Origin of the sequence: Kitasatospora sp. NPDC059408, assembly GCF_042751525.1 — a bacterium.
Classification (GTDB): Bacteria; Actinomycetota; Actinomycetes; order Streptomycetales; family Streptomycetaceae; genus Kitasatospora.
This window is the reverse complement of record NZ_JBHYWI010000135.1, coordinates 1-14,657: the sequence shown is the minus strand read 5'-3', so window position 1 is coordinate 14,657 and position 14,657 is coordinate 1. Positions and strand designations below refer to the sequence as shown.

Annotated in this window: 12 protein-coding genes; 7 read left to right on the top strand and 5 right to left on the bottom strand. The window is 71.9% G+C overall.

Annotation, left to right across the window (positions count from 1 at the left end; all coding sequences use genetic code 11):
- Window positions 1-111 precede the first annotated feature (111 nt).
- Window positions 112-513: a hypothetical protein gene (locus ACFXDE_RS42100; protein ID WP_380499474.1), complete on the top strand. Its 402-nt coding sequence runs from the start codon at window positions 112-114 to the stop codon at window positions 511-513.
- Between the two features lie 97 nt (window positions 514-610).
- On the opposite strand, the gene ACFXDE_RS42095 is transcribed toward ACFXDE_RS42100, so the two are convergent.
- Window positions 611-1,699, bottom strand: a complete 1,089-nt coding sequence (locus tag ACFXDE_RS42095; RefSeq protein ID WP_380499473.1) for a mechanosensitive ion channel family protein — start codon at window positions 1,697-1,699, stop codon at window positions 611-613.
- 337 nt (window positions 1,700-2,036) lie between these two features.
- A complete protein-coding gene (locus tag ACFXDE_RS42090; protein ID WP_380499472.1) occupies window positions 2,037-2,432 on the bottom strand; it encodes an SsgA family sporulation/cell division regulator in 396 nt (131 codons plus the stop codon).
- A gap of 305 nt (window positions 2,433-2,737) precedes the next feature.
- Here ACFXDE_RS42090 and ACFXDE_RS42085 point away from each other — a divergent pair, with 305 nt between their 5' ends.
- The 4 genes from ACFXDE_RS42085 to dnaE all read left to right on the top strand — a co-directional run bounded on the left by ACFXDE_RS42085 (window position 2,738) and on the right by dnaE (window position 8,694).
- Complete coding sequence (locus tag ACFXDE_RS42085; protein ID WP_380499471.1) at window positions 2,738-3,700, top strand: SigB/SigF/SigG family RNA polymerase sigma factor; 963 nt, start codon at window positions 2,738-2,740, stop codon at window positions 3,698-3,700.
- Window positions 3,701-3,807: 107 nt separating this feature from the next.
- The gene (locus tag ACFXDE_RS42080) at window positions 3,808-4,248 is read left to right on the top strand and encodes an STAS domain-containing protein (RefSeq protein ID WP_380499470.1); all 441 of its coding nucleotides are present in this window, start codon (window positions 3,808-3,810) and stop codon (window positions 4,246-4,248) included.
- 209 nt (window positions 4,249-4,457) lie between these two features.
- A complete protein-coding gene (locus ACFXDE_RS42075) occupies window positions 4,458-4,916 on the top strand; it encodes an ATP-binding protein (RefSeq protein ID WP_380499469.1) in 459 nt (152 codons plus the stop codon).
- 211 nt (window positions 4,917-5,127) lie between these two features.
- A complete protein-coding gene (gene dnaE, locus ACFXDE_RS42070) occupies window positions 5,128-8,694 on the top strand; it encodes a DNA polymerase III subunit alpha (RefSeq protein WP_380499468.1) in 3,567 nt (1,188 codons plus the stop codon).
- A 68-nt stretch (window positions 8,695-8,762) separates the two neighbouring features.
- Here dnaE and ACFXDE_RS42065 read toward each other — a convergent pair whose 3' ends face one another.
- Complete coding sequence (locus ACFXDE_RS42065) at window positions 8,763-9,443, bottom strand: DUF4232 domain-containing protein (protein ID WP_380499466.1); 681 nt, start codon at window positions 9,441-9,443, stop codon at window positions 8,763-8,765.
- A 193-nt stretch (window positions 9,444-9,636) separates the two neighbouring features.
- Here ACFXDE_RS42065 and ACFXDE_RS42060 point away from each other — a divergent pair, with 193 nt between their 5' ends.
- Window positions 9,637-10,902 (top strand): helix-turn-helix domain-containing protein, encoded by a 1,266-nt coding sequence (locus ACFXDE_RS42060; protein ID WP_380499465.1) that lies wholly within the window; start codon window positions 9,637-9,639, stop codon window positions 10,900-10,902.
- A gap of 24 nt (window positions 10,903-10,926) precedes the next feature.
- Here the strand turns inward: ACFXDE_RS42060 and ACFXDE_RS42055 are convergent, their stop codons facing one another.
- The gene (locus tag ACFXDE_RS42055) at window positions 10,927-11,487 is read right to left on the bottom strand and encodes a hypothetical protein (protein ID WP_380499464.1); all 561 of its coding nucleotides are present in this window, start codon (window positions 11,485-11,487) and stop codon (window positions 10,927-10,929) included.
- A gap of 122 nt (window positions 11,488-11,609) precedes the next feature.
- Window positions 11,610-12,836, bottom strand: coding sequence for a YhgE/Pip domain-containing protein (locus tag ACFXDE_RS42050; RefSeq protein ID WP_380499475.1), 1,227 nt, complete (start codon window positions 12,834-12,836; stop codon window positions 11,610-11,612).
- A 285-nt stretch (window positions 12,837-13,121) separates the two neighbouring features.
- Between ACFXDE_RS42050 and ACFXDE_RS42045 the strand changes: the two genes are divergently transcribed.
- On the top strand, window positions 13,122-14,594 hold the full coding sequence (locus tag ACFXDE_RS42045; RefSeq protein ID WP_380499463.1) for a purine-cytosine permease family protein: 1,473 nt from the start codon (window positions 13,122-13,124) through the stop codon (window positions 14,592-14,594).
- Window positions 14,595-14,657: the final 63 nt, after the last annotated feature.

Here is a 14,657-nt window from a genome sequence, read left to right as displayed (position 1 = left end):
CCCACTGACAACGCAGCGTTCTCCGCCGCTTCGCGGCTCCGGGCCAAGGATGCATTCCCTCCCCGGCTGAAGCCGGGGATACCCTGCAAGATCAGAGATGGAGACGAACCCATGACCGACAGCCGGACCGTCACGTCCTCAGCCATCCGAGGCGGGAGCCCGGACTCGGCAGTCGACCGCGTCGCCGACTTCTACGGCGCCTACATCGACGCCGTGTCCGACGGCACGGACGACCTGTCCGACGAACTCCGCGCCCACTACCTCACCGAGGACTTCCGCCGGCGCCTGGCCGCCTGGGAGGAGGCCAACCACGCCGACGGCGTCCTGCGCGCCCAGGACGTCCCCACCCGCTGGGAGGTCCGCTACCACGACTCCGGCGCCGGCCACCTGTTCACGACGGTCACCCTCACCTGGGGCACCGGCCCGGACGCCGGCCACACCCGGCTGGCCGTGCAGAGCGACCTGAGCACCAAGCTGATCTCGGACATCGAGGACGGACCGGCGGGTTCCTGAACGACACCCCCGGGCAGTCCTGGTCTCCGGGCCACGGCCGGCCGGGTGTGCGGCACGCGTCCGGCCCGTGAGCGGCCGCCCACGGGCTGGACGTCGGTCACGTGGTGTGAGGGCCCCGGGCCGGGCCCGGGGTGTCGACGGACTCCCGCGCGTCCGGGCGGCGCCCTGCCGCGTCCCCCACGGATATGCGCGGCAGGGCGTACGGATGCTCGTCCCGCAGGTAGCCGATGAGGTGCTCGCGCAGGGCACAGCGGAGCGCGAACGCGTCATCGGCGTCGGCCGCCGTCGCCAGCGCGCGGACGACGATCGTGGTGGGGGTGGTGTCGACCACCTGCAGGGCGCTGCCCTCGCCGTCCCACAGGTCGCTCTTGGCCAGGAAGTCGTCGAACTCCTGCCGCAGCACCCCCACCGGGGTGTGGTGGTCGAGGTGGAGCAGCGCCGTGCCGGTGATCCGGCTGGAGCGGCGGGACCAGTTCTCGAACGGGCGGCCGACGAAGTAGGACATCGGCATCACCAGCCGTCGCTGGTCCCAGGTCTCGATCACCACGGCCGTCAGCGTGATCTCCTCCACCTTCCCCCACTCCCCGGCCACCACGACGACGTCCCCGATGCGCGCCAGGTCGCCGAAGGCCATCTGCACCCCGGCGAAGACGTTGGCGAGCGTGCTCTGCGCCGCCACGCCCGCCGCCACGCCGACCAGGCCGGCGGAGGCCAGCAGGCTCGTGCCGACGCCGCGGACCTCCGGGAAGGTCATCAGGACGGCACCCAGCGTCGCGACGGCGACGATCGCCTGGCAGATCCGGCCGAGCAGGCCGACCTGGGTCCGGGCGCGCCCGGCCCACACCGGGTCGCGCCGGTGGACGGCGATCCTGAGGGCGCCCTCGGCGACGAGCGCGACGAGGCGGCCGCACAGCCATCCGCCGGAGGCGATCGCGAGGATCACCGCCAGGTGCCGCAGCCCGGCGCGGGCGGCGGGCGGCGCGGCGATCCACGGCTGCGCGGCGGCGAGCACGAGGGACGCCGTCAGTGCCAGGACCGGCCGGCGGCAGCGGCGCACCAGGAGCGGCACGCCGGCCGGGCCCCCGGGGAGCGCCAGCCGCCGCGCCGCCGCCTGCGCCACCCGGTCGAGGCCGTAGGTGACGGCGGCGACGCCGACGACGGCGAGGCGGAGCAGGCTCCACCACATGTGCCGGTCTCCTTTCCGCGGCGACGGGGTTCGAGCGGGCCGAACGGCTGGTTCAGTCGGGCGGCTCGGGCGGTTCCGGGTGGCCCGGCTGCGGCCCGGCCGGTTCGGGCGGGGGCCACAGGGGGTCCGGATCCGGGAGCGGGTCGGGCGGGGGCTCGGGCGTGCCCGGCGACGGCGGAGGGTCGGGCACCAGGGGCGGGCCGGGCGGCCGGGTCGGATCCGGCGGCGCCAGGGGCTCCGGCGGGAGCGGCGGCGGTGGCGGGAGGCCGGGCTCGGCGGGGGTGAAGGCCATGGGTGACGTCTCCTCTCCAGCGGGGGACCGATCGATTCGGTGCGGTCAGGCGACCAGCAGGTCCTTCAGCTCCCGGTCCCAGTCGATCCGGGTGTGTTCGAGCCCGGGCGGCACTATCCGGGCGGTGGCGGCCAGGAACCGGGCGACGGCGTCGGCGGAGGCGGCGAGCAGGGCGACGCCCTCGTCGTCGGCGAGCGCGATCAGCACGTAGGCGTCGTCGAACGGGGCCACGTGGACGTCGCCCTCCCCCGCGGGCCCGTGGAGGCCGGCGACGAGCAGGTCGCGCGAGAGCGTCCACGTGGCGTCCGGCTGGAAGTCCGCGAAGTCCAGCGCCACCGCGTGCGGTTCGTCGGACCGGTAGGACCAGCCGACCTCCAGGAGCCGGCTGCGTTCGTCGCCGGTCATCAGTCGCATGGTGATCCGGGCGGCAAGACGTTCCATGGGCGTTTCCCCTTTCCCGGGTTCCTCGGGCCGGGACGACCGCCGGCTGTCCCGGCCCGTGTATGTGGTGTCCGGCGCGTCCGCCGTGACCGCTCGGCTGCCCCGGTTGCCGCGGTTCATGCCACCGGATCGGAGAACCGCCCGGGACACCCGAAGATCCGCCGCCGAGAATCCGCCGCTGAAGATCCGCTGTCGAGGATCCGCAGTCCCCGGCCGTTCACGCGATCCTCACACCGGCCACCGGCATGGATCCGGACTCGGCGGGTACCCGGGGACGGACCGTACGCCGAGGGGAAAGGACCGACATGGCCACGACCAGTGACGAACTCCTCCACCGCGCGACAGGCCGGGCTCCGGACGAGGCCCCGGCGGTCGGGGCACCCAGAGACCCTCGCGCCGCCACCCCCGCGCTGGACTCCCCCACGCTGGACTCCCCCGCAGTGGACTCCCCTGGGCTCGACGGCATCCCCGGGCTCGACGGCATCGACGACCCCCGGCACGTCGCGCCCGCCGACGCGCGCGAGCTGACGCGGGTGCTGCTGGTCCGGCTGGCGGCGCTGGAGGAGGGCACCCGCGAGTACTCCTACGTACGCACCACACTGATCGAGCTCAACCTGTCGCTGGTCCGGTTCGCGATCCGCCGCGTGGGCAACCACCAGGAGCCCGTCGAAGACCTCGTGCAGGTCGGCTCGGTCGGCCTGATCAAGGCGATCGACCGCTTCGACCCCGACCACGGCGCGGAGTTCACCACCTTCGCCCTGCCGACCATCCTCGGCGAGATCCGCCGCCACTTCCGCGACGCCACCTGGGCCGTCCACGTGCCGCGCCGCCTCCAGGAGCTGCGCATCACCCTCGCGAAGTCCCGCGACGAGCTGTTCCAGCGCCTGGGCCGGGCGCCGACGGTGCCCGAGATCGCCGCACACCTCGACCTGTCGGAGGAGGAGGTGATCGAGGGTCTCGCCGCCGCCAACGGCCACACCGCGGGCTCCCTGGACGCCCCCGCCACCGAGGGGCGGCAGGAGCCGAACCCGCTCACCCAGCGCCTCGGCGAGGAGGACCCGCGGTTCGCCACCGTCGAGGACCTGATCGTCCTCAAGCCCCTCATCGCCGCCCTGCCGGAGCGCGACCGGCTCATCCTGTCGATGCGCTTCGGCGAGGACCTCACCCAGTCCCAGATCGGCGCCCGCCTCGGACTGTCCCAGATGCACGTCTCCCGGCTCCTCAACCGCCTGTTGAAGAGGCTCCACGCGGACCTCACCGCCCCGTAAGCCGGCCCCGCACTCCCGCGACGCCGCGCACGCCACCCACGGCCTTGGCCGCACCCGGGTGGCGTGCGTACGGTCGTGGAGCACACCCGTGAAGGGGAAGCACGACGATGCCCGCAGAGCAGACGATGCCCGCAGAGAACGAGCCCGCGACCGTGCCGACCACCGCGTTCCCCAACCCCTTCCAGACGGGCTCCCGCCCCCGGCCCGACCTGGTCGTGCACACCCGGCACACCGACACCCGGGCGGCCGTCTGCGCGCTGGCGGGCGACCTCGACATCGAGGGCCTGGAGCCCGCCAGGAACGCGCTCCACGACCTGGTGGCCCGGCGCCCGCCGCTGCTCGTCGTCGACCTCGGGCTCGTCGACTTCTGCGACTCCTCCGGCCTGAACCTGCTGTTGCGGACCCGCGTGGCGGCGATCGCCGCGGACGTCGGGTTCCGCCTCGCGGCGCCGTCCGCCACCGTGCTCCGGCTGCTCGAACTGACCTGCGCCGACAGCGTCTTCTCGCTCCACCCGTCCGTGGACGCGGCGCTCGCCGCACCGCTCTGACCGGCGGCGCAGATCCCGCCCCGAGCCCGGCGCGGTCGAATCCGGTCGACGGCGCGCATGATCCGCCCACGGCCGGGAATCCGGGCAGACGAAGCACGACCAAGCACACCCAAGCACGACGAAGCGCACCCAAGCGCGACGAATCACGACCAAGCGCACCAAAACAGACGAAACGGACCACGACGCCGAAGCCGAAGGGGACCCCGCACATGACGACCAGCCGGGCAACCCTCGACGACGACCGGCCGGGCACCGGCCCCACGCTGCCGCCCGGCGGACAGCGCCGCCGCCTGCACCTGGCCGGGCAGCCGAAGCCCGTCGCCCGCGCCCGGGCGTACGCCGCGCAGGCCGTCGCCGACTGGTCGTGGCCGACGGGCGGCTCCGGCGCGGACGACATCGTCCTCCTCGTCGCCGAGCTGGTCGCCAACGCCCTGCTGCACGCGGGCGGCCCGGTGGACCTCGTCCTCGACGCCTCCCCGGCCCGTCTGCGCATCGAGGTCACCGACCGCTCGACCGCCCTGCCCGAACCGCGCCTGCCCCACCGCCCGGGCGTGCCGGGCGGGCACGGCCTCTTCATCGTCCGGAACGCCGCGACCCGCTGGGGCGCCCAGCCGCACCCCGGGGGCAAGACGGTCTGGGCCGAGCTCGACGCCGCTCCGCCGCGGTGACGTCGTAGCCGTCGCCGTGCGGCGCAACTACCGCGCCCTGAAGCACTAGTGACCCGAGCACCGCCCTGTCAAGGCGGCGGGAAGGATCCGTCAAAGTATCCGCCGCGGACGCCCCGCCCGGCGCGTCGAACGCTCCGACCCGCTAGCCTGGACCGCTTGTTCCCCCCGCGTTTCCCGCGGTCCCCGAGATCCCTCCGAGGAGCACAGCGCCGTGTCCGACAGCTTCGCGCACCTGCACGTCCACACCGAGTACTCGATGCTGGACGGGGCGGCGAAGAACGGCAAGCTGTTCGCCGAGGCGGAGAGACAGGGCATGCCCGCCATCGCGATGAGCGACCACGGCAACATGTTCGGCGCGTACGAGTTCTTCCACGCCGCCGCGAAGACCGGGGTGAAGCCGATCATCGGCATCGAGGCGTACGTCGCCCCGGCCTCGCGCTTCCACAAGAAGCAGGTCTTCTGGGCGCCGGGCGGCCAGCGCCCCTCCGGCGCCGACGGCGAGGGCGGCAAGGACGTCTCCGGCGGCGGCCGCTACACCCACATGACCATGTGGGCGCAGAACGCGACCGGCCTGCGGAACCTCTTCAAGCTCTCCTCGCTCGCGTCGATGGAGGGCTACTACATGAAGCCCCGCATGGACCGCGAGCTGATCGCCGCCAACGCGGGCGGCATCATCGCCACCACCGGCTGCCCCTCCGGCGAGGTGCAGACCCGGCTGCGCCTCGGCCAGTACGACGAGGCGGTCAAGGCGGCCGGCGCCTACCAGGACATCTTCGGCAAGGAGAACTACTTCCTGGAGCTGATGGACCACGGCCTCGACATCGAGAAGGACGTCCGCGAGGACCTCCTGCGCCTGGCCAAGCAGCTGAACATCCCGCTGCTCGCCACCAACGACTCGCACTACGTGACCGCCGACCAGGCCGACGCCCACGACAGCCTGCTCTGCGTCGGTGTGGGCAAGAACAAGGACGACCCGAACCGGTTCAAGTTCCAGGGCACCGGCTACTACGTCAAGACCGCCGAGGAGATGCGCGAGCTCTTCCGCGAACTGCCGGAGGCCTGCGACAACACCCTCGCGATCGCCGAGCGCGTCGAGTCGTACGAGGAGGTCTTCACCTACGTCGACCGGATGCCCCAGTTCGACGTGCCCGAGGGCGAGACCCAGGCCTCCTACCTGCGCAAGAAGATCGAGATCGGGCTGCAGCACCGGTACGGCGACAGCCCCAGCCAGGAGGTGCTGGACCGCATCGAGCTGGAGATGGGCGTGATCACCCCGATGGGGTTCGACGCCTACTTCCTCGTGGTCGCCGACATCTGCCAGTACGGCCGGGACAACGGCATCCCGGTCGGCCCCGGCCGAGGCTCGGCGGCCGGCTCGATGGTCGCCTACCTGACCGGCATCACCCAGCTGGACCCGCTGGAGCACGACCTCCTCTTCGAGCGCTTCCTCAACCCCGAGCGCATCAACCCCCCGGACGTCGACATCGACTTCGACGACCGCCAGCGCGACCAGATGGTCCGCTACGTCACCGAGAAGTACGGCGCCGCCTACACGGCCCAGGTGAACACCTTCGGCACGATCAAGGCCAAGGCCGCCGTGAAGGACGCCAACCGCATCCTCGGCTACCCGTTCTCCATGGGCGACCGGATCACCAAGGCGATGCCGCCGGACGTCATGGGCAAGGGCGTGCCGCTGGCCGACCTGTTCGACGAGAAGCACGCCCGGTACAACGAGGGCACCGAGATCCGGGCGCTGTACCAGAACGAGCCGGACGTCAAGAAGATCATCGACACCGGCCGGGGCATCGAGGGCCTCATCCGCGGCACCGGCGTGCACGCCGCGGCCGTCATCCTCTCCTCGACCCCGCTGCTCGACCTGATCCCGCTGCACATGCGGGACAAGGACGGCGTGATCATCACCGGCTTCGACTACCCGTCGTGCGAAGCCATGGGCCTGATCAAGATGGACTTCCTGGGTCTGCGGAACCTGGGCATCATCGACCACTGCATCAAGATCGTGAAGGCCAACCGGGGCATCGACGTCGACATCGAGAAGATCCCGATCGACGACCCCACCACCTACCAGCTGCTGGCCCGCGGCGACACCCTGGGCGTGTTCCAGCTCGACGGCGGCCCCATGCGCGCCCTGCTCAAGCTGATGAAGCCCACCGAGTTCGCCGACATCTCCGCCGTCTCCGCGCTCTACCGGCCCGGCCCGATGGGCATGAACTCGCACACCAACTACGCGCTGCGCAAGAACGCCCAGCAGGAGATCATCCCGATCCACCCCGAGCTGGAGGAACCGCTCAAGGACGTCCTCGGCCCCACCTACGGCCTGATCGTCTACCAGGAGCAGGTCCAGCGAGCCGCCCAGGTGCTGGCCGGCTACTCGCTCGGACAGGCAGACCTGCTGCGCCGCGCGATGGGCAAGAAGAAGAAGGAGGTGCTGGAGAAGGAGTTCGTGCCCTTCCACGCGGGCTGCAAGGAGCGCGGCTACTCCGACGAGGCCATCCAGGCCGTGTGGGACGTCCTGGTCCCGTTCGCCGGCTACGCGTTCAACAAGTCGCACTCCGCCGCGTACGGCCTGGTCTCCTACCAGACCGCCTACCTGAAGGCCAACTACCCGGCCGAGTACATGGCCGCGCTGCTCACGTCCGTCGCCGACGACAAGGACAAGATGGCGGTCTACCTGGCCGAGTGCCGGCAGATGGGCATCAAGATCCTCTCCCCCGACGTCAACGAGTCGGTGGTCGACTTCACCGCCGTCGGCAGCGACGTCCGCTTCGGCCTCAAGGCCGTGCGCAACGTCGGCGTGCCGGTCATCGAGTCCCTGGTGCGCACCCGCGCGGAGAACGGCAAGTACACCTCGTTCCCCGACTTCCTGGACAAGGTCGAGCTGGTCGTCTGCAACAAGCGCACCGTCGACTCCCTGGTCAAGGCGGGCGCCTTCGACTCCCTCGGCCACACCCGGCTCTCGCTCAGCAGCGTCCACGAGACCGCGATCGACGCCGTCACCGGGGTGAAGAAGCAGCAGGCCATCGGCCAGGACGACCTGTTCGGCGCGATGGACACCGGCGACGGCGACGGCCCGGGCATCGGGCTGGACTTCCAGCTCACCGACCAGGAGTGGCCCCGCCGCCAACTCCTCGCCCTGGAGCGCGAGATGCTCGGCCTGTACGTCTCCAGCCATCCGCTGGACGGCGCCGAGCACATCCTCTCCCAGAACCGCGACACCTCGATCGCCGAACTCCTCGGCTCCGGCCGCTCCGAGGGCGAGGTCCGCCTCTCCGGCCTGATCACCGGCGTGGACCGGCGCATCAACAAGGCGGGCAACGCCTGGGCGATCATCACCCTCGCCGACCGCGACGGCTCGGTCGAGGTGCTGTTCTTCCCGGCGACCTACAACCTCATGGCCGACCAGATGATCGAGGACAACGTGATCTCGGTCCGCGGCCGCCTCAACGAGCGCGACGGATCGCTCAGCATCTTCGGCCAGGAGATCAGCACGCTCGACGTCTCCTCCGCCGAGCTCGGCACCAAGCCGCCGGTCCAGATCACCGTCCCGGTCTCCCGGCTCACCCCCCAGGTGGTCGCCGAGCTCAAGCTCGCCCTCCAGGCCCACCCGGGCGACGTCCCGGTCCGCCTGCTGACCACCAACTGGGACAAGAACACCCTCTACGAGCTCGGTTTCCTGGTGAACCCCGACAACGGCCTCGCCTCGGACGTCAAGACCCTCCTCGGCAACCGCGCCTGGGCGGGCGCGGCCGTGCGCGCCTGAGCCCGGTCGCCTGAGGTCGCCTCCGGTCGTCCGGCCGGAGGCGACCTCATCGTCGCGGGGTGGCGCCGTCACCAGGAGGTGGCGTCGTCCAGCGACTGCTGCCAGTAGGTGACCTTGAGGGAGTCGTCCACGTAGACGCCCTTCTCCGGCAGCGACGGGTGGGCCCCGGCGCCGACGCTCGCGTTGCCGGAGGGGCCGTGGAAGTAGACGACCAGGGACGTCGCGGTGCGGCCGTTGGAGCCGTTGGTGCCGTCGGTGGAGGACAGGTCGACGGACGCGTAGCCGGACTCGCCGGGCTTCAGCGTGACGACGGCCTGCGGCTTCGACTCGGCGATGACCGGGGGCACGGACTGGTCCTCGCCGAACCGCACGGCCGGGTAGCCGTGGAGGTAGCAGGTGCCGGGGCCGGTGTTGGTCACCGTGAGCAGCAGGTGGTTCACCGGGCGGTTGAGCGGGGCGGCGACCGTCTTGGTGTCGGCGGCCTGGCAGGTGGTCGGGGCGGCGGGCGCGGAAGGCGCGGAGGTCATCGGCGCGGGGGTCTTCGGAACGGCGGCCGGGGTCTTGCCGGCCGCGCCGACGGACGTGGGGGCCGCCGGCGAGGCGGGTGCGGTGGCCCTGAGCGACGGGCCGGTGGACGTCGCGATGTCCCCGATGTCCCCGTTGTCGTTGCACGCGGCCAGCGAGAGGGCGGCGGCCACGACGGTCGCGGCGACGGTGATCGGACGGGTGCGGGAGGTACGGACGGACATGAGGTCGCGCCCCTTTCGGCCTTCGGTCGGACGGTGCGTCCATCGGATGACCGAAGCCTGCGGAACCATCCGTCCCGGCCGCCACGTCTGACGGGGCGATAGGTAGGGTGGAACGGCGAACCGGGCTCTGACCAGCGCGACTTGGACGAGCCTGGAACGCCGGAACGGGACGCGGGGGGATCGGAGGGGACGGGTGTCGGAGGGCACGGGGAGCGCGGAGGCGGAGGAGTTCGCGCGGTTGCTGAGCGGACTCAAGACCCGCTCGGGACTGAGTTACGGAACGCTGGCCAAGCGCCTGCACACGAGCACGTCGACGCTGCACCGCTATTGCAACGGCACGGCGCTGCCCAACGAGTACACGCCGGCGGAACGCTTCGCACGGGTCTGCCGGGCGACGCCGGAGGAGCTCGTGGAGCTGCACCGGAGCTGGATCCTGGCGGACGCGGCGCGGGCTCGTCGGAGTGCCCCGACCGCACCTCCCGAGGCCCATGCGGAGCCGGCCGTCAAGAAGCCGACCGTCGACGAGCCTGCCGTCGAGGAGCCGGCGGAGTCCGCTCCGCCACAGCGCCGCCGGAACGCGCTGATCGCCTCCGCCGCGGCCGTCGCTGTGGTGGCCGCCGCGGTGATCGTCGTGCGTCCCGCGATCTGGGGTGCCGGCAGCGATGCGGACGGCCGGCAGGAGGCCGGCACGACGCTGTCGGCTGGTCCGGCAGGTACGGCGGGTACGGCTACGGCGGGTACGGCTACGGCGGGTACAGCCGCCGCACCGGAATCCCCCCTCCCCGTCCCCGCCGCCTCCACCGCCGCGGCCGCCGTCACGCCCGCGCCGCCGAGCCCCACCCCCACCGCCGACGCGCCGGCGCCGCTCACCGTCGGCATCCGCCCGTACGTCTACGCCGACCCGTGCAGCCAGCACTTCCTCGTCAACAGCGCGCCCGCCCAGGTCGGCCCGCCGGCCACCGAGCGCGACGCCCCGCGCTGGGCCGCCGCCTACGGTGCGGTCTCCTCCCGCGAGCAGCAGGTCGCCCTCACCGTCCAGGGCACCGGAGCGGACACGGTCGTCCTGGAGGCGCTGCACGTGCGGATCACGGCCAAGGGCGCGCCGCTCGCCTGGAACGACTACTCGATGGGGGTCGGCTGCGGCGGCGAGGTCGGGACCAAGTCCTTCGACATCGACCTCGACCGGGGCAGTCCCGTGCTCACCGTCAAGGGCGGCCAGCGCGAATTCCCGTACAAGGTGAGCGCGTCCGACCCCGAGGTCTTCTACGTCACCGCGCACACCAAGGCGCACGACGTCCGCTGGGACCTGACGCTGGACTGGTCCAGCGGCGGCCGCCGCGGCACCGTCCGCATCGACAACGGCGGCACCCCCTTTCGCACCAGCGCCGACGTCAACCGCCCCGGCTACGACTACCCGCTGGGCTACACCGACTGGATCAAGCGGCGGCTGGACGGCTAGAACCGGCCCGGAACCGCCCGGCGGTCACTCGCCGAGCTCGAAGGTGTCCGTCGCCACGCGGTACGGCCCGGAGGCGGCGGCCGAGGCCGGGTTCACCAGCACGACGAAGTCGGCGAGCGCGTCCTGCGAGGGCTTCCCGTCGGCGGTGCTCCCCGGCTCGGCCTCCCAGTCGATCAGGTGGACGACCACCGAGTGGTCGCCGTCCGCCAGGTCGAGCCGAACCGTGTCGGGCCACGGCTCACCGGCGACGGCCTCGATCCCGCTGAGACAGGCCACGCCCCGCGAGCGGAGGAGGTACGGCTTCGAGGACACGACGACGTACGCCGACTCGCGCTCGGTCAGCCGGGCGTCCTCGGCTGCGGAGCCGACCCGGACCACGACGCCGAAGGCGCCGTCCGAGCGGATGTTGATCGGCACCAGCGCCCCGGCCCGGATGTGCCGGAGCCGGCCGTCCTCCTCCGACAGCTCCGGCTCCCAGCTCGCGTGGTCGACCACCCCGGCGAACGCGGCCGGGCTCCACAGCGCGAGCATGCCCGCGTCGGTGGCCACGGTCACGGGAGCGGCGGCGGGCCGGGGGTCGCTCATCGGGTTCTCCAAGATCCACGCAGCCCGAACCGGTCGGCACCGAGCCGGGCCATCCTGCCAGGGAGCCGGGCCGGCGCTCGCCCCGCCCCCTCCTTCCGGACCCGTCACCGGCGACGGTCCGGTCAGGCCTCCGCCGGCGGCGCTTCCACCGGTTGCGGGGTGAGGCGCTTGAGGCCCTTGCGGTCGTAGTAGCGCGTCATCGCGAAGCCGAAGGCCAGGGCGGCCGCGAAGCCGACCGCGATCATGATCCAGGCGCGGGTCAGCCCGGCGTCGGCGCGGGCGTCGAAGTAGAGGATGGCCCGGACGCCCGCGCTGAGCTGCCGCATCGGTTCGAAGGCGCCCAGGAAGCGGTAGAAGGCCGGGGTGGCCTCCAGCGGGATGGTCGCCCCGGAGGAGGGCAGGGCCAGGGCGATGAAGACGAACATCGACACCAGTTGCCCGATGCTGCCGAACGCCGCGTTGATGGCCTGGACGCCGAGGCCGACGGCGAGGCAGGCGCAGTAGGAGAAGATCCACAGCAGCGGGATGTGCGAGGCGTCCATGCCGAGCACGACGACGCAGGCCACCATGACCATCGACGTGGTCAGCACCGAGATCCCGGCGGTCATCACCATCTTCAGCACCAGCGTCCGGGTCCGGTCGATCGGGACGGTGGGCCGGCGGGTGTGCCAGGGGCCGATCTCGCTGTCGGCGTAGCCGAGCGCGGTGTCGACGCCGTTGTGGACCAGGTTTCCGCCGATGAACCCGGCGAGCACCAGCAGCAGCGTGTAGTAGAACGCGCTCAGTCCGAGGCCGCTGTGCCTCCCGATCGGGTGGCCGACCTGCACCACCACCGTGACGGGATCGGCCAGCAGCAGCCGGGTGGTCGCGTCGGCCCCCGTCGCGGCCAGCTGTTTCCCGATGGTCAGCGAGGCCTGGTGGGCGGCGTTCTGGTTGATCTGGGACGCGAGCGAGGAGCCGAGGCTGCCCACGCCCGGGTTGGTCAGCACGGTGATGGTGGGCCGCGACGTCGCGCCCGACGTGGCCAGCGCCCCGACCGAAGCCGTGAAGTCCTCCGGGATCACCAGCACGCCGTAGACCTTGCCGGAGGCCAACTGGTCCTGCGCCTCGGCCCGCCCGACCTGCCGCCACTCCACCGAGCCCGCGGGGGACGCCGCCACGACCGCCCCTGTCACCTGCGCCCCGAGGTTCTGCTGCTGCCCGGGCAGCGGCGCGCCGGTGTCCGCGTTCACCACGGCGACCGGGAGGCGGTGCAGGTTGCCGTTCGGATCGAGGATGCTGCCCATGTAGAGCAGCGACAGCCCCAGCGCGACCAGCGCCGCGAGCACGGACGGGACCAGCCACAGCATCGGCCGTCCCAGCAGGGCGCCGACGCGCACCTGCGGGCGGGCGCCGTGGGACGGGGCGTTCGGGGAGGGCACGGTGGACCACGCTAGATCGCCGCCGCACCGGTTCGGCGGCGCGACACGACGGCGATGGTCCGCGGTCGGCTGATCACCAGCAAGCAACCGCATCAATCAGGTCACATCTAGAACATCGTATGATGACCCAACTCCCGCGCTACGCGCGAAGAGTTCCATAGATGTTCCATTTGCCCGATTCATCTCCCGCTTCACACGCACGGAGCCACCCTCATGGACAACCTGTCCACCGTCGACGTCGACGGCGCGATAGAGACCCGCGGTATCGAACCCGTCCCCGACCACGAGCGCGGGGGCAGAGTCCGGGAGCTCTTCCCGACCTGGGTCGCGGCGAACATCAGCGTCCTGCTGCTCACCATGGGTGCCGCCCTGGTCGTGTTCAACCAGCTGAACTTCTGGCAGGTCCTGATCGTCGCGGCGTGCGCCGCGCTCGCCTCCTTCGGCATGGTCGGCGTGCTGTCGGTCTCCGGCAAGTGGGGCGGGGCGCCGGGCGCGACCCTCTCGCGGGCCACCTTCGGGGTGCGCGGCAACCTCTTCCCCGGCGCGATCCTCTGGATCGCCCGGTTCGGCTGGGAGACGATCAACGCCGTCACCGGCGCCTACGCCGTGCTGACCGTCCTCGACCTGATGTTCGGCGTCAAGAGCAACACGGCGCTGATCGTGATCACGCTGTTCGCCTTCGTCGCCTGCACCTTCCTGGTCTCCGGCATGGGCCGCAAGGCGCTGAACGTCTGCAACACCTGGTCGACGTACCTCTTCGGCCTCTTCAGCGTCCTGGTGCTGGGCTACCTGATCGCGACCATGAAGTGGAGCGAGGTCTTCGCCAAGCCCGCGGGCACCACCGCGATGATGATCGCCGGCATCGGGACCATCGCCGCCGGCGGCATCAGCTGGGTCCCGACCGGTCCCGACTTCGCCCGCTACCTGCCGCACGCCGCGTCCGGCAAGAAGATCGTCGGCGTGACGGTCTCCGGCGCCGGCCTGGTCATGGTGCCGATGGTGCTGATGGGCGCCGTCATGGCGGTGGCCTCCCCCGGCCTGGCCGAGGCCGCGGACCCGGTCTCCTTCCTCGGCGACCTGCTGCCGACCTGGCTGGCCGTGCCCTACCTGCTCACCGCGATCGTGGGCATGCTGCTGATCAACAGCCTCTCCATGTACTCGGCGGGCTTCACCGCGCAGACCATGGGCGTCAAGCTCCCGCGCGCCCTGGCCGTCAGCATCAACGCCGTGATCTCGCTGGTCGGCGGCCTGCTGCTGATGCTGGTCGCCAAGAGCTTCCTGGGCTCCTTCATCACCTTCCTGATCCTGCTCGCCGTCTCCTTCTCGGCCTGGATCGGCGTCTACGCGGTGGACATGTACCGCCGCCGGTCGCGCGCGGTGCGCTACGACGCCGCCGCGCTGATGGACACCAGCAGGAACAGCCGCTACTGGTACGCGGGCGGCTTCTGCTGGCAGGCGATGGTGTCCTGGGTGCTCGCACTGCTCTTCGGGCTCGCCTTCACCAAGTGCGACTGGTTCGCCGGCCCGCTCTCCGGCACCCCGGTCGGCAAGTACGGGCTCGCCTGGGCGGCGACCATCGTGATCTCCGCCGTGATCATGGCCGTGCTCCCCGAACCCCGGGAGAACACTCCCGCCGCGCAGCCCGCCGACATCCAGGCGGAGCAGCCCGAGAAGGTCACCGCCTGACCGCACTCCAGAACACCCCCGGACCGGACCGCGGCCCACAGGCCCGCTCCGCGGGCCCGTGGG